This is a genomic window from Actinoplanes sp. M2I2 (assembly GCF_023544445.1).
Classification (GTDB): Bacteria; Actinomycetota; Actinomycetes; order Mycobacteriales; family Micromonosporaceae; genus Actinoplanes.
Window position 1 is genome coordinate 266567 of record NZ_JALPVJ010000014.1, and the last position, 18071, is coordinate 284637.

General features: G+C 71.8%; 13 protein-coding genes. 4 read left to right on the forward strand and 9 right to left on the reverse strand.

What is annotated here, in order from left to right:
* Position 1: 1 nt before the first annotated feature.
* The 3 genes from HJC40_RS28595 to HJC40_RS28605 are packed head-to-tail and all read left to right on the forward strand — an operon-like array spanning position 2 to position 2679.
* Entirely contained in the window at positions 2-505 is a 504-nt protein-coding gene (locus HJC40_RS28595) for a hypothetical protein (protein WP_250005700.1), read from the forward strand.
* A gap of 15 nt (positions 506-520) precedes the next feature.
* Positions 521-1594, forward strand: coding sequence for a hypothetical protein (locus tag HJC40_RS28600; protein ID WP_250005701.1), 1074 nt, complete (start codon positions 521-523; stop codon positions 1592-1594).
* Positions 1591-2679 carry a sensor histidine kinase gene (locus HJC40_RS28605; protein WP_250005702.1) on the forward strand — a complete coding sequence of 363 codons (1089 nt, stop codon included), beginning with the start codon at positions 1591-1593 and terminating at the stop codon, positions 2677-2679. The genes HJC40_RS28600 and HJC40_RS28605 overlap by 4 nt, the downstream gene beginning before the upstream one ends.
* A gap of 74 nt (positions 2680-2753) precedes the next feature.
* On the opposite strand, the gene HJC40_RS28610 is transcribed toward HJC40_RS28605, so the two are convergent.
* The 7 genes from HJC40_RS28610 to HJC40_RS28640 all read right to left on the reverse strand — a co-directional run bounded on the left by HJC40_RS28610 (position 2754) and on the right by HJC40_RS28640 (position 12460).
* A complete protein-coding gene (locus tag HJC40_RS28610; protein WP_250005703.1) occupies positions 2754-3335 on the reverse strand; it encodes a DUF3455 domain-containing protein in 582 nt (193 codons plus the stop codon).
* Positions 3336-3639: 304 nt separating this feature from the next.
* Entirely contained in the window at positions 3640-3813 is a 174-nt protein-coding gene (locus HJC40_RS28615; RefSeq protein WP_203821349.1) for a CsbD family protein, read from the reverse strand.
* A 59-nt stretch (positions 3814-3872) separates the two neighbouring features.
* Positions 3873-4529, reverse strand: a complete 657-nt coding sequence (locus HJC40_RS28620) for a DUF3159 domain-containing protein (protein WP_250005704.1) — start codon at positions 4527-4529, stop codon at positions 3873-3875.
* A gap of 88 nt (positions 4530-4617) precedes the next feature.
* Entirely contained in the window at positions 4618-6630 is a 2013-nt protein-coding gene (locus HJC40_RS28625; protein WP_250005705.1) for an AAA family ATPase, read from the reverse strand.
* Positions 6614-7729 carry a nuclear transport factor 2 family protein gene (locus tag HJC40_RS28630; protein ID WP_250005706.1) on the reverse strand — a complete coding sequence of 372 codons (1116 nt, stop codon included), beginning with the start codon at positions 7727-7729 and terminating at the stop codon, positions 6614-6616. Before HJC40_RS28630 ends, HJC40_RS28625 begins: the two co-directional genes overlap by 17 nt.
* A gap of 47 nt (positions 7730-7776) precedes the next feature.
* A complete protein-coding gene (locus tag HJC40_RS28635) occupies positions 7777-11559 on the reverse strand; it encodes a P-loop NTPase fold protein (protein WP_250005707.1) in 3783 nt (1260 codons plus the stop codon).
* 52 nt (positions 11560-11611) lie between these two features.
* A complete protein-coding gene (locus tag HJC40_RS28640) occupies positions 11612-12460 on the reverse strand; it encodes an MEDS domain-containing protein (protein WP_250005709.1) in 849 nt (282 codons plus the stop codon).
* A gap of 112 nt (positions 12461-12572) precedes the next feature.
* Between HJC40_RS28640 and HJC40_RS28645 the strand changes: the two genes are divergently transcribed.
* Positions 12573-13340, forward strand: coding sequence for a metallophosphoesterase (locus HJC40_RS28645; RefSeq protein WP_250005711.1), 768 nt, complete (start codon positions 12573-12575; stop codon positions 13338-13340).
* On the opposite strand, the gene HJC40_RS28650 is transcribed toward HJC40_RS28645, so the two are convergent.
* Positions 13320-14591: a diacylglycerol kinase family protein gene (locus HJC40_RS28650; RefSeq protein WP_250005713.1), complete on the reverse strand. Its 1272-nt coding sequence runs from the start codon at positions 14589-14591 to the stop codon at positions 13320-13322. The two genes, HJC40_RS28645 and HJC40_RS28650, sit on opposite strands and share 21 nt — an antisense overlap.
* A complete protein-coding gene (locus HJC40_RS28655) occupies positions 14588-17005 on the reverse strand; it encodes a penicillin-binding protein (protein ID WP_250005715.1) in 2418 nt (805 codons plus the stop codon). The genes HJC40_RS28650 and HJC40_RS28655 overlap by 4 nt, the downstream gene beginning before the upstream one ends.
* Positions 17006-18071: the final 1066 nt, after the last annotated feature.

The window sequence follows — 18071 nt, forward strand, 5'->3', positions numbered from 1 at the left end:
CATGCGAAAAACCTCGGATTACGTGCTGGCCGGCCTGTTCACCGCCGGCGGCGTCCTGCTCATGGTCGAGAATCTGCTGGCCGACGGCGATTCCGGCCTGGCCCACCCGGTGTCGAGCACCTCGTGGGTCATCCTTCCCGTGTTCCTGCTCGCCACCGTGCCGATCTTGTGGCGCCGGCGCAACATCCTGGCGGTCATCGGCGTGACCGTGGCCGCGATGGCGTTGCATGTGGTGGCGTTCGGGTGGCTGACGCGGTGCGGCGTCGGCCTGCCGCTGGCCGCCGCCCTCGCGTACGCCGTGGCCCGTTTCGCCGGCGGCGCGCGGAACCAGGCTGTCGGGCTGGCCGGCGTCGCAGCCCTCATCGTGGTGACGCTCGTGCGGGACAGCTCGATCGGCGGGCTCCCCGGTGGGCTGGAAGTCGGACTTCCGGCGGCTGCCCTCTTCTACGGCATCGGCTTCGCGGTCCAGAATCGAGTTGCCAAGAAGCAGCTCGTAACCGCCTGAGACGAGGATTCGGCCATGAGCGAGGTCAGAACGGTCGACTGGCTGGTCGCGGGCGTCCTCACCGCTCTGGGCGCGCTGCTGATGAGCCTCGACGTGAGGGACGGCGGCTCGGTCTGGCTGATCCCGGTGTTCGCCGCCGCCACGGTCCCCGTGCTGTGGTGGCGGCGCAGCGTCCTGGTGGTCACCGGTGTCGCGCTGGCCGCGATGGTGGTGCACGATCTGGTGTTCGGGTGGGTGACCCGTTGCGGCGCGGGTCTGCCGCTCGCCTTCACGCTGGCCTTCCTCGGCGCGCTGGCTTACGAGCGTACGAAGGCCTGGCTCAATCTGGCTCTCAGCGTCCTGCTGTGTGCGGCCGTGCTCGTGGTGGACACGGCGGCCGGGCCGGGCACCCTGGTGCTGGCGGTGCCGGTCGCGCTGATCGTCTTCGGCGTCGGCCGGGCCGCCCGGCAACGCGCCGCCCTCAACCGGGAGCTGCGCAGCCGCGACGAGGAACTGCGGCGGCTGCGCGACGAGCGGGCCGCGCTGATGGTCGCGGACGACCGGGCGAGCCTGTCCCACCAGCTCGACGGGCTGCTGCGGGATCGGCTCGACCAGCTGACGCGGGCGGCCGAGTCGGCCGACGGGCTGGATCCGGCCGAGGCCCGGGCGGTGCTCGAGTCGATCGAGGCCGGCGGCCGCCGGACCATGGACGACATGCGGGAGATCGTCGGGCTGCTGCGCGGCGGCGAGGTCGACCTGGCGCCGACCCCGACGGTGGCGCATCTCGACGCGCTGCTCGCACGCCGGCGGTCCCCGCAATCCCGGCTCACGGTGACCGGCGATCCCCGGGCGTTGCCGGCCACAGTGGAGCTCTCGGTGTACCGGATCGTCGAATACCTCGTCACCGCGCTCGGCGGGCTCGAGGTCACCGTCCGGTTCGAGGACGACGCGCTGGAGATCCGGGTGAACGGTTCGGTGAACCGCGGCGCCGACATCCGGGCGGCGGTGGCCCGGGCCCGGGAACGGGCGCGGCTGCTCGGCGGCTCGGTCGACGTCAAGGTCACCCGGGGGCGGGCGCGCGTCGTGGCGCAGCTGCCCGTGTCCGGATGACCGGACGGCGGCTCGAGAAGGCGGCGATCGCGGCGCTGACCCTGGCCGTCGTCGGGCTGCCGACGGCGATCCACGGCGCCGGGAGCCCGGTGACGGCCCTGCTGCTGGCGAGCGGCCTCACGCTGCTGGGGTGGCGGGAGCACCCGCGCGCGGTCGTGGCGGTGGGTGGCGGGCTGTGGCTGGCCGCCGCGGCCGCCGGGGCGGACGCGTGGTTTCCCGATCCGGCGCTGGTCATCATGGCGCTGCTGACCGGCGTGGCCGCGCTGGCCTGGACCGGGCAGGCGGCCTGGGTCGCCGGGGCCGGCCTGGCCGCGTACGTCGGGCTGTTGTCGACGATCGTGGACACCAGCCTGGTCGCGGTGGCGATGTTCACCGTGCCGAGCTTCTTCGCCGGCACGGTGCTGCGGCTGCGGCAGGAGGCGGCGGCCCGGCTGGCCGAGCGCAACCGCGAGCTCGAGGAGGAACGCGAGCTGTTCGCCGGCATCGCGGTGCGGCACGAGCGCTCGAGGATCGCGGCCGAGCTGCACGACATCGTGGGCCACGCGATCAGCATCATGATCATTCAGGCGGCGGCCGGGCAGCGGCTGGTGGACCGGGACCCGGCGCGGGCCCGGGAGACGTTCCGGACCATCGCGGAGTCGGCCCGGCAGGGCACGGCCGATCTGGGACGCCTGGTCGACCTGCTCGGCGGCGCGGAGGTCGGCGGGGCCGACCTGTCGCTGATCGAGGAGGTGGTGACACGGGCGGCGCGCAGCGGTCTCGACGTGACGTGCCGCTTCGAGGGTGACCGGGACGGCGTGACCGCCCCGGTGTCCCACCTGGCCTTCCGCGTGGTGCGGGAGAGCCTCACCAACGCCCTGCGGCACGCCCCCGGCGCACCGGTGCGGGTAGTGGTCACCGGGACCGGGCGGGCCTTGAGCGTGCGGGTCGAGAACGAGGCGCCGACCGGTACGGCTCTGGCGCTCGGCGGAACCGGACGCGGACTGGCCGGGCTGCGCGAGCGGGTGGGCGAACAGGGCGGTCAGTTGCGCGCCGGTCCGCGTCCGGGCGGCGGCTGGCTCGTCCGGGCCGACCTGCCGTCCTGACCCGTCCTGACCCGTCCGGGCCCGACCGCCCTCGACCGGATGGCGACCCGGTCGAGGGGCGGGAAGCGTTACGGTCAGACCTTCCAGAACACGTAGACCGCGCCGTACTTGACGGCCTTGGTGGCGCCGTCGGTGCAGGCGCCGGCCGGGGCGGTGCCGCCCGAGGTGAGCAGGCGGCTGATGTGGGTGGAGGTGCCGATGACGCCGCTGCCGGACTTCTCGGTGACCTCGAGCAGCAGCTCCGGGATCGTGCCGGTGCGCGCGCTCTCGCCGACCTTCTTGGCCTTGACCAGGGACTTGTCACGGGTCGACTGCCAGCTCGGGCCGCCGAAGTGGTGGATGCGGCCGCCGGTGCCGATCAGCTGGGCCTCGGGCACGGAGGCCCCGGTGAAGACGCCGCCGGTGCAGGTGTAGGTCTGGGTGCCGGTCGCGACGACGTACGCGCCGATCGGCTTGGCGCCCTTCGGCGGCTTGATCGCCGCCGGGATGCCCGGGATCGAGACCGCGCGGGCTTCCGGCCCGACGGCTGCCGGCGCGACGACGGCGGCCTGCTCCGCGGCTGAGGCGTTGTAGGTCACGGCGCCGACGGTGGCGACCACGGCCGCCATCCCCACCCCGGCGGCGGCGCGAACCCGGGAACGCTTCGTGTTGAGCATGGAATCTCCTCGTCCGGGGGCGTGAGCGTCGCCCCGTCGACACCAGACACGGTCCCGGGCCGCGTGCAGATGTCCATCGGCGTCAATGGTGCCCGTTCGTCCTACCTGGATGGTCCGAACGGCTGACCCCCCGGTGTTTCCGCAGGCCAGAATGCATGCTGTGGTCAGCCGGCCGAGCGTGGCCGCCGGGTGAACACGGCTTGAACCGGCGCCGCCGGCCGAGCAGACGGCTTGCGGAGGGTGACGCTCATGACGACGGCCCGCGGCGCCAGGTGCCGCGGGCCGCCGGTCTGAACGGCGTGGGTCAGGACTTGAAGGCGTCCTTGACGTTCTCCACGGCCTGCTTGAGCTTCGAGCTGCTCTGGTCGGCCTTGCCCTCGGCCTCGAGCTGCTCGTCGTCCGTGGCGCGACCGACGCCTTCCTTGACCTTGCCGCCGAACTCCTCGGCCTTGTTGTCGACCTTGTCGTCGAATGCCATGGCAGCCTCCACATCGTCGTGCCTACGACCCGCAGATACCCAACCCGGCCAAGCGGCAATCACGGCCCACGGTGCGGGACGGGCTCGGCCGGGGTGACCGGGTGGCGCAGCCCCGGATGGCCCGGCGGCAGGGTCCGGCGGATCACCCACCAGCTCACGGCCAGGCACGCGGCGACCAGGGGCCAGGTCAGGGCGACCCGGGCGACGCCGAGCGCGACCACCTGCCCGGCGGCGTAGAGCGGCAGGAAGACGGCCAGCCGGACGACGTACTGCAGTACCCACACCCAGCTGGCCCGGCCGTAGGAGCGCAGCAGGGCCGGGTCGCGGCGCCACCTGGTCCGCTGGCCGAGCACCCCGCCGACCACGAGCCCGAGCAGCGGCCACCGGATCACGATGCTCACCGCCCAGGCCAGCGCACTGGCCGCGTTGCTGAGCAGCTGGAGCAGGAAGAAGTCCTCGGCGCGACCGGTGCGCAACGCGATCAGCGCGGCCACGCACACGCCGAGCAGGCCGATCAGCACGGCGCGCGGCTTCTCCCGGCGACGCAGCCGCCAGATCGAGACGCCGATCGCGGCGACGACCGCCACCCCGGCCCCGGCCCAGATCGACTGCCCGGCGGCGAGCCAGCCGACGACGAACCCGGCCGCCGGCAGCGTGGCGTCGATCGCCGCGCGCCGCCCGTTGAGCAGCTGCGACAGCGACTCCGGCTGCGTCATCCCCCACCCCGCATCGCTCCACGTTAGGAAAGCCTAACTGCAGCCGGTACGCGGCCTCATCCCCAGGTCAGATCGCGTGGGCCGCGGTTCACTCGCCGGCGGGCAGCGGGGGCGGTCCGGGATCGGCCAGCTGCTCGATCAGCCGGGGGAGCTGACCGCGCTCGAGCAGGCTCTCGTCCGCCCGGATCCGGCTCATCAGCTGGTCGAGCAGCGCGAACGTCACCTCGGTGCGGGCCCCGTCGTGGTTGGCCCGCACCCGGCCCGCGTAGTCGGAGAGCGCCCGCTCGAGCACCGTCTGAGCCGCCGCCTGGGGCATCCGGGACCGGAAGTAGCGGCGCTGGGCCGTCAGCGGCGGGTTGTGCATCTCCTGGATGAAGTCGAAACGGTCGGCCCGGGTGGCCGACGGGTCGAGGTTGTCCCGCGTCTCGTTGGGCGCGGCGAAGATCAGCACCCACTGGTTGCGGCGCAACTGGTTGAGCCGGCTGAGCAGACCGGTGGCCAGGTTGCGGCCGCCGAACGAGCCGGCTCCGCGCGGCCGGCGCAGGGCGTCCTCGCACTGGGCGAGGAGAATGACGACCCGGCGCAGCCGCATCAGGTCGTTCAGCACGTCGTCGAGAGCCACGTCGTGGAAGTCCCGGTTGCCGCGCCGCAGGAAGTCGGACGGGGTCAGCGTGAGCAGCGGCCAGTCGAGGGCCTTCGCCACCAGCTGGACGAGGCTGGTCTTGCGGGTGCCGGGCGGGCCGGGCAGCAGCAGCGACGTGGCGGCCGGCCGTTGCACCGGATGGGTGACGATCGGCTCGACGAAATGCCGGCGGATCGCCACGGACAGCGTCCCGTCGTCGGTCGGGTCCGAGATCCGTTCCAGGTGGCCGGGGTCCGGAGCGGTCAGGACCCCCAGCGAGAGCGCGAGATCGGGCCACGGGATGTCCCGTCGGGTCCCGGCGGTCACCTCGTAGCCGAGCAGCACCCGCTCCTGGCGCAGGCGGACGAGCGCGTCGTGGTAGCGGATGAGGAAGAGCAGCACGACCGCGGTGGCCCAGGACTCCAGGCGGCCGGGCGACCGGGCCCGGTCGTTGCACCACCCGGCCCGGTCGCCGACCCGCATGAACGTGTTGTCGACCAGTTGGAGCGTCTTGCGCAGGACGCCGAGCAGAGCGTCCACGTTGCCGTGCTCGCCCCGGTCGAGCTGGCTGATGAGCAGTTCGGACAGCGTGAGGGCGACCTCGAAGCTGGCCACGAACAGCTGCTGCGGGCCGCCGTACGAGATCAGGCGGGACGTCGGCCACGAACCGTCGTCGGTCTGCTCCTCGGCGATCACGACCAGGCTGCGGTCGGTGAGCGGCCGGTAGTCCGGCAGCTGGAAGCGGTGCAGCAGCGCGACGCTGAACGCGAGCTCGGCCGGGTCGAACTGCGACGTTATCCCGGCGGACTGCCGGCCGAGCTGGACGAGGATCGATCGGCGGATGCGGACGCCCAGCTCGGGCCACCACTGCTGGGGCTGCGCGCGGGCCAGGCCCAGCGCGTCCCCGGCCCGGACGGCGTGCAGGGTGATGAAATCGTGCGTCTGGTCGCCCGCGGTGATGCGGCCGCCCTCCCACGCGCGCAGGTTCTGCTCGGTCTCCTGCCACAGCCGCAGCACAGCCTCGTCGATGTCGCCGCCCACACCGGTGAGCGGTCGCGTCGTCTGCCGCAGCACCGACGAGAGAAGGACCTGCGCGTCGGTGAACATGTTGACCCCGTTGGTGGCCGACTCCCGGACCCGGCCGGGATCGCTCGTCAGCGCGGCGAAGTGCTGGTCGGTGAGAGCGCGGACGACGGTGGACACCTCGTCGCGCAACGCTCCCGTCTCGCTGACGGTGTGGCCGGCCGGCCGGTCGTACTCCACGAGCAGGCGGTAGAGCTCCAGCAGGGCGAGGTGGGCCCGCGAGGTCGACGTCTTGCCGATCACCGGCGGGGTTCCCGCGCCGCCGGTCGTCGCAAGGGTGTCCCGGATGAAGGCGCCGACGGTGGGCTCGTAGAAGGTGAGAAGGGCTCGGCCTGCGGCCAGGACGCGGTCCCGGCTCTCGGCGATCTCCCGGTCGAGGTCAGACAGCTGCGTCACGTGCCTCCCTCTGGGAGCGGTAGCACTCCCTCAGTTCCCGGATCTTCCCGCTCGCGTCGACCTCGATCACCATGAAGCCGTAGACCCGCTTGACGTCGTCACCTCCCTCGTCGAGGAAGGCAGTCCACTCCAGGTGGGCGGCATCGGGCCGATAGGCGATGGAGTCGACGCGGACCGAGACGGCGCGCTGGGACGCGACGTGGCTGCGCCAGTATTCCTGAATTCCGGTCAGACCTTCAATAGGCGGGTGGAAGGGTTTGTCCCGATAGCGGGCACCCTCGGTGAACACCTTCTCCAGCAGGTCCGGATCTCGTTTGCGCCAAGCGGTCAGGTAGCCCCGCACGGCTTCCTCGCACCCGGCGTGGGGACCCGGCTCGAAGGTGAGCCACCGGGTCGCCCAGGTCCGGTCCTCACCGTCGGCCGTGGCCGCCCGGACGTCCCCCTGGCCGAAGCGCCGGACGAGCACGCTCTCGCCGACCAGCTTGTCCAGGGCCGGCCACACGCCGTCATCGGCGCGCTCGACGACGGTCACGCTCCCGCGCGGACCGGCGAGGGCGACGGCCCGGTTGAGGAAATCCCAGGCGTGAGCGCGATTCTCGGTCAGGACGTGGGAGGCGAGCACCATGGCCGGGCCGCGCCACTGCGCCGGCCGCTCGGTCGGCCAGTCGCCCAGGGCCGGAACGACCTCCACATCGAACCGTCGCTCCTTGCCCAGCGTCGCGGCGACCTCGCGCACCAGGCTCTCGGCGTGCTGGAGCTGACGTTCCGACCGGTCGAGCAGGTGCACCCGCACCTCCTCGAGGCCGGCCTCGGCCAGGTAGGCCAGGGCCGCGGCCGAGGCGGCGCCGCTGCCGCAGCCCAGGTCGACCACCGTGGCGGCCGGCTCCGGGCGGGCCTCGGTCAGGGCCCGCACACACTTGTGAAAGTTGACCAGGAGGAACTCGGCCGCGAACGAGGCGTGCACACGGTCGTAGTCCGGTGGCTCGGCGTCCGGCCGCCGGAGCAGGGACCGCAGATCGGAACGGTCCTCGGGCCGGGCCTCGACGCTGCCGTCCACCCACGCGGCGGCCACCTCGGCGACCAGATCCGTTGTGCGCATCGGCACACAGTAAACGCTGCGGGTTGCGAGACAAGGCATATGAACCGTCAGCCGGTCGGTTGATAACCGACCGTTAAGGAGTCTGCCGCGAGCGGAACACGACCGGCGTCCTCCCGCAGGTGCTCTTCCGCTTCCGCGAGCGCGCCGGCGTCACCGAGATCCCGGGCGATGTCGGCGAGCTGGCGCCAGAGACCTCGGAGCAGCCTGTCCCGCGGGCCGACCACGACCGACCAGAGGCTGATGGCCTCCAGCAGGGCGGCCCGCGCGAGGTGCGGCTCGTGCAGGGCGGCCAGGACAGCGGCGTACGGCCGGAGCGTCTCGGCGATGTCGGGGTGACCCGGCCGCAGAACCCGGCGCTGCACCTCCAGGGCCTGCTCGTAGCGCGTGCGGGCGCCCGGGAGGTCGTCCATCTGGAACTCCACCCCGGCCAGGGTGACCAGCGCCCGGGCCACCAGCGCGTCGTCGTCGTGGCGGCGCCGGTGCTCGTCGAGGATCGGGGCGAGCACCTGCCGGGCCACCCGCGGGTTGCCCTCGCGGTTGATGTCGGCCACGCTGATCATCGTGGCCAGGTCGGAACCCACCCCGGGCCGGTTCTGCACCGTGAGGGCCGCGTCGGTGTCCCCGCTCTGCAGGTAGGCCCGGATGAGCAGATCGGCCGCGTCCGGTTGCCCGCGCAGCAGGGGCACGCACGCCGCTCCCCCACCGAGGTTGACCACGGCTTCGGCGAGCAGCTTCTGCGCCTGCCGGCGCCGGTCGGGTGACACGCCGGGAAGCTCGGCGATCAGCCGGGCGGCCCGCCCCGCGTCGAGGTAGCTGCCGGCGTCGATCAGCCCGCGCGCCGCCGTCACCAGATCGGCGTGCATCGCCTCGGCCGGCACGAGCAGCCGGGCGCCGTGAGCGGCCAGCACGGCCAGGTGGTCGGCCAGGTTGCCGGTGCCCCGGCCGGCGACGAAAGGGAGCGGATCCCGGGCGATGGCCGAGACGGTCTGCCGGACGACCTCGCGGGACTGCTCCGCGTCGAGCACCGCGCGCGCGGCCAGTTGCACCAAGGGATGCAGGTGCAGGCTGCCGGCACTCAACCGGATCAGGGAATGCTCGTGCAGAAGACCGAGAGCCTCCTCGGAGGCGCCGGCCAGCGCGCGCGGGAAGGGCAGGGCCGCCACGAAGGCCGGCGGGCCCACCTCGGCCGGGAGCAGGGTGATGTCGGACAGGAGGCCGGCGCGCTCGACGAACGCGAAATCCTCCTCGGCCAGCCGCTTGCGGAACTCGTGCGCGGGTACCGCGACCAGACGCAGGTGGCGAACCGCGGCGTTGAGCGCCGACGGGAGCCGGCCGAGCGCCTCGGCCAGGGACCGCAGCTCCTCCGGGGACTCGTCCCGCAGCTGACCGGCCAGGAAGGCCACGGCCTCGTCGCTGTCGAACGGCCCGATGCCGACGTGCCGGACCGTCTGCGACCAGCTCTGCCGCCGCGTCGTGATCAGCACGTCGCCGCGGCCGGTCAGCGGCAGGTAGGGACGCAGCGTCCCCGGGTCGGTGGCTCCGTCGATGATCAGCAGCCACCGGCCGGGGCCGGCCAGCTGTTCGCCGATCACCGTGAGCGGATCGAGGCCCGGACGGACGGCGCCCAGCTCGTGCGCCAACGCCAGCAGGGCGGCTTCGACACGTGCGGCGTCACCGCCGTCGATCCACCACACCACCTGGTATTCGTCCGCGTGACTCTGCGCGTAGTGGCGGGCGGCCTCGCTCTTGCCGGCCCCGGGCAGGCCGATCAGAGCACAGACGGTCGGCGAGTCGTCGGTGCGGTTCTCCAGCACGCACCGGGCCAGCCGGTCGCTCACCCCGGCCCGGTGCACCAGGCCCTTGGCCGGTTGCCGGACATTGGTGACGCGCAGGCCCCGGCCCGGGTAGGGCAGCGCGGACGCCGCCGGCGTGCTGCCGGCCGAGCCCAGGTCGGCCGGCCGGCGGTGGCGCGGGTCGAGCGCGCTGAGCAACACGGCGCGAGCCTCGTGCTCCTGCAGGCTCTCGACGTCGAGGGTCTGCTCCTCGGCCAGCATCGCCGGCACGGCGGCCGGGGCGACCCGGGTGACCAGCAGCCGGGCTCCGGTGACGCGCAGGGCCGCCCACTGCTGGGCCGTGACCGTCTCGGCGGCCAGCCGGGACAGCACGACGACGAGGTATCCGGCCGGCGGCGGCACGTCGACGCCGCCCAGCTGGACCTGGTAACCGGCATCGGACAGTTGCCGGGCCAGCCACTCGGCCCAGGCGATGTCGTCGCGCAGATGCCAGATCGTGAAGGTGGGAGCCGCGTCCCTGCTTCCGTCCGGCGTGACCTCGGTGGGAACCACCGCGCGGACGAAGGACAGATATTCGCCCGCCGAGACGCGCGTGAACGAGTCGGAGCTGGAGAGCCGGTGGCGGAACAGCGCGGGCAGCTCCGGGTGTTTCGCCGCGAACCGCCGGGCCCGCTCGTCCTCGAGGATCCGGCCGGTGCTCGCCGCCGGGGGGTCCTCCGACGACGGCGCCACCGCATAGGACTGCTCGAGGGCGGCCAGGAGACCCGGATCGTCCACGACGGCGTCGTAGACGTCCCGGTAGACCGTCTGAATGGCCACGATCTTGGCGAGCAGCGGCGGCACGAGCGGCGAATCGCTCAGGTCGGTGCCGGCCAAGCTCTTGAGCAGGGTGAAGGTCTGCACCATCCGTTTGATGCGCCGCGGGTTGAAGGGCGGGTTGCCCCGCAGGATCGGCAGGCACAGGTGGACGTCGGCGTCGGACGAGATCTTCCGGATCAGGTTGTCCGCCGCGGCCGCCGTGACCGGCGGCAGCGAGAAGGGCAGCTGGACGATCTTCTCGAAATAGGTCTCCGAGATCCGCCGCCGCAGCACATCCTGGGAGGCGAGGTCCTGGTAGCGGACGGACACCGCGTTCTCGATGATGTCGCGGTCGACCGCGACGAGGAAGACGCACCCCTGGACGTCGAGGAAGAGCTTCATCGTCTCGACGATCTGCAGCGTCTGCTCGGGCAGGCACCGATCCAGGTCGTCGATGACGACGACCAGCGGACGGTCGCGGCACACGATCCGGATGATGTCGCGGAAGTCCTCGCTGAACTCCTCGAGGAACGCGATCTTCTCCCGGTAGCTGCGCCTCTTCTGGAACGCCGAGAGGTCGACCCCCAGGCGGATGTCGAAGATCTTGAAAAGCGACTCGGGTTTGGCGGCCAGGGTGGCGCCGATCGCCACCGCGGCGGCCGCCCACGGCCGGCCCAGCAGATCGGCGAGCCAGGGGGCGTTCTTGAGGGCGGCCGACATGGCCGGATTGGCCTGCGGGACAAGGACGGTGGCCGCCATGAACAGGGCCAGCGCGATGAGGCCGATCCGGAACAACAGCACGAAGACCTTACGCGAGACCTCGAGCAGACCGGAGCGTACGTTGAGCGAGCGGAACCAGATCCGCAGTTTGACCCAGACCCGTCGCGGCGGCGGGCCGGTGACCCGCACCCTGTCCAGCACCGTCTGGATCAGCGCCTGCCAGAGCTCCTCCTCCCGGGTGTATTTCCAGGCGTTGAACCACACCGGCTCGATACCGCGGCTCGTCAGCTCGGCACTGACCTGCTTGAGGAAGCTGGTCTTGCCGCTGCCCCACTCGCCGTAGACACCGACCGTCCACGGTGTCTGCTCGGGGCGCATCGCGGCGATGTAGTCGGCCAGCGGCACGGCGAAGCGCGCGAACCCGAGGTGGTCGTCGAGGCTGGCCACGTCGTTGATGGCCAGGGATTCCGCGAGCACGGGCGGGTCCGGGGCTGACGGACGCGGTCGACGCCGGATCATGTCCAAAGAGTAGTGCCCGGGATCGATCCGTCCGGTCCCTCACCCGTACGCGTTACCGGGCGATCGCCTCGGCGCCGTTGAAGGTCAGCAGGCGCTGGATCGCCGGGGAACACCCGACGACGCGGAGGCGGGGAGCCCCGGCCGCCACTGTCCGCAACAGGACCCGGACGGCGGCGTCGTCGGCGAAACGGAGATCGGCGATGTCCACGGTCAACGGACCCTCGACCGGTGGGGTGTCCTCGACGAGGTGTTCGAGCAGGGCTTGCAGGGCGTGCCGGTTCGACAGGTCGGCCTCGCCCTCGAGCCGGACGCCGGGCGGATCGGTGAGCCGGACGGCCCGCATGCCCGGCCGGGCGCCCGGGGCGGTGGCGTGATCGACGCACGACAGATGCGACCAGGTGGCGCGCCGCAGCTCGTCATGGCCGAACAACCGCCGGTCGTACAGACAGATCGCCATCGCCGAGCCGTCGGCGAAGACCCGGTTGACCTGTGCCTCGTAGCCGATCAGCCGGTCGGCGCCGGGCACCGGGCGCGCCGCCCAGGACATGTCGCCGATCGCGCGCAGCCCGCGATAGCCCGCCGCCCGGGCCAGCGCGGTCTCGTGACGCCAGCCGCCCATCGTCACCTCCGGGTCGAAGGCGCCGGAAGCGAGATACGACTCCTCAGGGGTGGACAGCAGCAGCTGGCCCCGGTTGCGCGCGCCGGCGCCGTCGAAGCCCAGCCCGGCGAGGCCGTCGAGCAGCTCGTCGCCGCCCGGGCCCAGATACAGGACGCGGTCGTCGTCGCGCAGGCCGGCCCGGATGTAGACGGCCAGGGCGGCGAGCCGCGACCGGTCGTCGTCGACGATCACGCATGCGTGGTCGCCCAGCCGGTGACGATCGAGGACCGAAGTCTCGATCATGCTCACCTCCCGGGCTCGGCGTGGGTTCACGGTAGTCCCCGGACAAGCCGGATCCTCCGCGCTGAGTCGCACGACACCAAAGTGACGCGCAACCACGATCTAGTCTCGGTGCATGCGCCTGGCCCACGTGACCGACCTGCACTTCGGGGCCGAGGACCCGGCGGTCGTGGCCGGGCTCCGCGACGACCTGGCCGCCCGGGACGTGGACCGGGTGCTGGTCAGCGGGGACCTGACGATGCGGGCCCGGACCGGCCAGTTCCGGGCCGCGACCGGCCTGCTGCGGTCGATCGGCCGGCCCTGGACGGCGGTGCCGGGCAACCACGACCTGCCGCTGGACCGGCCGGCGCGGGCGTTCGAGCCGCTCGGGGCGTACCGCAGGCTCGTCGACCCGGACCCGGAGCCGCTCGTCCGCGACGGCGGTCTGCTCCTGCTGGGGCTGAGCACTGCCCGGCCGTACCTCTGGAAGGGTGGCCTGGTCGACGCGGCGCAGGTGGCCCGGATCGGCTCGGCCCTGGCCGGGCCGGCCGATCTCAAGGTGCTGATGCTGCACCACCCCGTGTTCCGGCCGGCGCAGCGACCGGACGACGCCCTCGTGCACGGCGCCGGTCCGGCGCTGCGGGCCGCGGCCGCGGCGAAGGTGGACGTCATCCTCTGCGGGCACGACCATGTGGCGGCCCAGGCCGGCCTGGGCGGGATGGTCGCGCTGATGAGCGGGACGGCCTGCTCCCGGCGCGTACGGGCGGGCGAGAGCCAGTCCTACACCGTGCTCGACGCCGACGGGGACACCCTGCGGCTGACCGTGCGGCACTGGGACGACGGGACGTTCCGCACCCGTGACGAGACCGCATGGCGCCGCACGTCAGACGGCTGGCACACCTGAGGCCACCCGGATCAGCGCGTCCAGATCCCGGCGGGTGAGGGCGGCACCCCGCCGGACCGGGGTGGACGTCCGGGGCACCCGCACCCGCAACGCGCCCGGCAGCGAGGCGAAGCGCAGCGGCGGCGTCAGCAGCACCGCTTCCCCGTCCAGGCCGGCGGGCACCTCCGCCGCCGAGCGCACCTCGAAGCCCGGCGTCACCCACTCCCCCACCGGGCGGGCGCCGCGGGCGCTGACGACACCGAGCCGGCCCGTGTCCAGCCGGGGCCGCCCACCGGCCCGGCCGACCCGCGACAGGTCGTACGGGTTGTTCGACACCAGCACCAGCGTCACGCCGCTGACCGACCGGCCGTCGGGAGTGTCGAACGCGAGGTCGGGCGGCGGGGCGGACGGGCCGAGCAACTCGGGCAACAGGCGACCCCACGTACGGATCTTGGCATTGCGGTAGCCCCGCGAGCGGACCACCGCGGCATAGACGCCGAGCGAGGCGTTGTTGACGAAGATCCGCCCGTTGACCGAGCCCACGTCGACGACGCGCTCGACACCGTCGGTGAAGGCGTCCAGCGCGCCCACCACGTCGGTGCGATTCAGCCCCAGGTCGAGGGCGAAGTGGTTCCTGGTGCCGGCCGGCACACAGACATGGGCGACACCGTGGCGCATCGCGGTCGCCGCGACCAGGGCCTGGGACCCGTCCCCACCGGCCATCCCCAGCACGTCGGCGCCCTCCCGGACGGCCTGCTCGGCCAGCGCGGCCAGGTCGTCGCCCGGCTCCAGCGTGATCGTCCGGATCCCGCGACCGGCCGCCGCCGCGGCCAGACCGGCCCGGGCCGCGGCGCCGTCACCCGACCGCGGGTTGATCAGCAGGACGCCGTGCCGGGCCGCCGGAACCGGGTGGAACGAGCGGTCACCGGAGATCATCGCCGCGCTGTGCGCACCCAGCGCTATCCGGCCGGCCACCGCGAACACGACGAGCAGAGCCGCCTGGGCCAGGAACAGCGACAGGCCGAGCAGGATCATGACCAGGACGCCCATGGCGGCGACCAGGACCGCGAACCAGCGCAGCAGACGACGCCGGGTGAGCGCGTACCAGGTCGCCCCGGTCACCACCACGACCGCGAGCGCGAACGCCACGAACGTGCTGAAGTGCCGCACCGTCGTCTCCAGCGTCGCCGCGACGGCCAGCAGCGGCGCGATCAGCGCGACCACCGCGGCGGTGCGCCGGCCACCGCCGGGCGCCACCGCCGGGCCGGTCACCGCGGCGGTGGGACGACGATCGTCGGGGTGCCCGGACCCGGACCCGGTGGCTTCTCACCGCTCTTGCCGTTGCTCACCTCGATGACCACGACACCGTTCTTGACCGTACGGCCGCTCGGGCTCGTGCCGGCCGCGGTGCCCGCCGGACACGCGGAGTCGGTCTCGCCGTTCGACAGCACGGCGTCGAAGCCCGCGTTCTCGATCCGGTCCCGGGCCCGCACCAGCGACAGGCACTCGACATCCGGGATGCGCCGCTGATCCCCGTACACGATCTTGCGGCTCTCGGGTCGTTTGAACTGGACCTGCGGCTTGCCCTCCATGTAGTCGGCCAGGGTGCGGTAGACGGCCGGGTTGACCTGGTCGTGGTCCATCCGGTCCTTGTGGGCCTGGTAGTCGGGGTTGACCAGGTAGCCGGCCACGACCAGCGACGACGTGCCGGCGATCAGCGAGGCCGTGCGGTCGCGGTCGGTGGTGCCGGTCTTGCCGAACACCGGGTGCCCGACCACGCCGCGGGTCACCCGGGCGGTCGCCCCCGCACAACTGCCCAGCCGGGACCGGTCACCGACCGGGCAGCGGGCGGCGTCGAGGGCCGCCCGGGCGACGTCGACCGAGGTGGCCCGCTCGCACTGGGACTTGCCGATGTCGAGCTTCTCGCGGTCGCGGGTGGTGATCTGCTCGATCGGCGTGGGCGGGCAGTACATGCCGTCGGCGGCCAGGGTCGCGTACGCGTTGGCCATGTCGAGCGGGGTGGTCGCCGAGACGCCCAGCGTGAACGATCCCCACTGGTGCGAATAGCCGTCCGACGCGAGCTTGGCGTCCGACGGGTCACGGAACTTGATGCCGAACCGCTTGGCCACGTTCACCACGTTGTCGGCGCCGACCCGCTCCTCGAGCGGCACGAAGTAGGTGTTGATCGAACGGCCGAAGCCGCTCCACATGTTGTAGACGCCTTCGCCACCGCCGCCCGAGTTCTGCGGGCACCAGAAATGCGTACCCGGGCAGGCCGAGTCACTGCTGCGCTCGACGATGTACTTCGACTTGTAGAACTTCTCCGCCTTGATCGTGTAGTGCAGCGGATAGCCCTTCTCCAGCGCGGTGATCAGCGTGAAGATCTTCATGACCGAGCCGGCCTGGTAGCCGGTGATGTCGCCACCGGCGGTGAGCAGCGGGTTGACCGTGTTGGGGGCGGAGCCCTTGATGCCCTGCCGCCGCTTGCGCGGATCCGACGACAACGGGTTCTTGGAGTTGTCGAGGCTGTACTTGCGGTTGGTGACCAGAACCTTGACCTTGCCGGTGCGCGGCTCGACGGCCGCCAGCAGCAACGCGTTCTTGTTCTTTTCCTTGATCAGCTTGGCGACCCGGGACCTGGCCTGGTTGGTGGCCTTCAGGTCGATCGTCGTGGTGATGCGGTAGCCACCGCTCTTGAGACGGCGCTCCCGGTCGAACGCGGTCGCGCCGAACTCGGGCCGATCCATCCACCAGCGGTAGAAGTAGTCGCAGAAGAAGCCCCAGCTGTTGTACGCCACCGAGACGCAGCCGTTGCCGACGGAGGCGACCTTGCGCGGCACCGCTTCCTTCTTGGCCGCCGCGGCCTGCGCCGGGGTGATGGCCCCCATCTCTACCATGCCGGGGATCACGTAGTTGTTGCGGCGCTGCCGGATCTCCTCGTGCCCGTCCTTGGTCGTCGGGTCGTAGAACGAGGGCGCCCGCACGATCGCGGCGAGCAGAGCGGCCTGCCCGATGGTGAGGTCCTTGGGGCGCTTGTTGAAATAGACCTTGCTGGCGGCGAAGATCCCGTAGGTCTGCTTGCCGAACGGCGCCATGTTCAGATAGCGCTCCAGGATCTGATCCTTGCTCAGCTCCTGCTCGACCCGCATGGCGTACTTGATCTCGTTGACCTTGCGCATGTTGGTGTCTTCGGTGGCCTTGACGACCTCGGACGGGCTGGTCGCCGAATAGGCCAGCGACATGCGCACCCACTGCATCGTGATCGTCGAGGCGCCCTGCTTGGACTCCGACTTGCCGCTGTTGTTGACCACGGCGCGGGCGACACCCTTGAGGTCGACGCCGTTGTGCTTGTAGAACTCACGGTCCTCAGCAGCCACCATGGCATCGCGGATGTGCTTGGACATGTCCTTGAGCGTCACGTCACTGCGGAACTCGTCGTAGAACTGCGCGATCAGCGTCTTGTTGTCGGACGCGTAGACGCGCGTGATCTGCGGCGAGCTGAAATCCTTGAGCTCGCTGGGCAGACTCGCGAAAGCCTGGTTGCCGGCCTTGGCCGTCAGCCCGGACATGGCGGCCACCGGGAACGCCGCGGCCGCGACGACCACGCCCGCGACCAACCCACAGGTAAGAAGCGCGAACACATTGAAGACAATGTTGTGATCACGTTTGCGGAACCACGAACTCACCGAACCACCACCAGCGCCTCGTCGGGAGCGAGTCCCGTCTATTTCACCCTGCCCTGTCAAGTTGCGGGCCCGGCAAAACGGAATGGTCCGGGCATTTCGCTAATAATCTTCGACCAAAAGATCAGATCCTGAAAGCGGATGTACGTCCTGACGGTGACTACCGCCGGTCGGCGTGTCGCGAGGGGTGGCGTTCGGCGGACGCGGCGGGGGTGGAGTGATACGCCGGGCCTTGGCGACGCCCCTCGGCCGGCGCGGCACCGTGAACCGCGCCGGCAACACCGCCGGGCCGAACGACACCACGAGGTTCGCGACATGCCAGGCCAAACGAAACAGGGGGCTCGCGGACACCGTCAGGCCGAACGACACCTCCCTGCCCGCCGAGCCGGATTACGCCACCAGTCCGTACGACACCACGCCACGCCACGCCACGCCACGCCACGCCACGCCACGCCACCAGGCCGATAGGCACCGCTGAGCCGAGCGACGCTGCCAGGTCGGAGCGACGCTGGCGGGCCGGTGGGTTGGGCTTGCTTGCGGTTGACGGTTGGGGGCGAGCCGGTTGCGGCTGAGGGATCGGTCGCCGGGCGGTGGCTGCCTGGTCGGGGTGGGCGGTCACCCTGCGGCGACGTGGTGTGGCTGCCGCGCTGTGGTCGCCGGACAGCGCTTCGGCTTGGGCGGGCGGGCCTGGGTGGTGGGTTGCGGGAGCAGGACCGTGCCGCTTGCGGTCAGTAGGTCACGCCTGGGTGGTTGGTCACCGTCGCTTCCGCTGGCAAGGGCGGTGGGAAGTCTTTCCTCACGATGGCGTGGTGATCGTGGGGCGAGCCGGGCTGAGCGGTCAGCGCGCCCGGCGGCAGAGAATCGCGACCTGCTCGGCACGGCCGGGGAGCGGTGTCCGGCTGGGTATGACCGCTGACCGCTGACCGCAGGCCGCGGCCGGTCGAGCCTGTCAAGATTTTTGTGTAAGTGATCTTGTGGTTTGTTAGTTGATGTAAGGGCCGATGCGGTCTGGGTAGTGCAGGGCGAGGGCGCCGAGGGCTTGTCGCCAGCCCTGGATGACGGAGCCTTC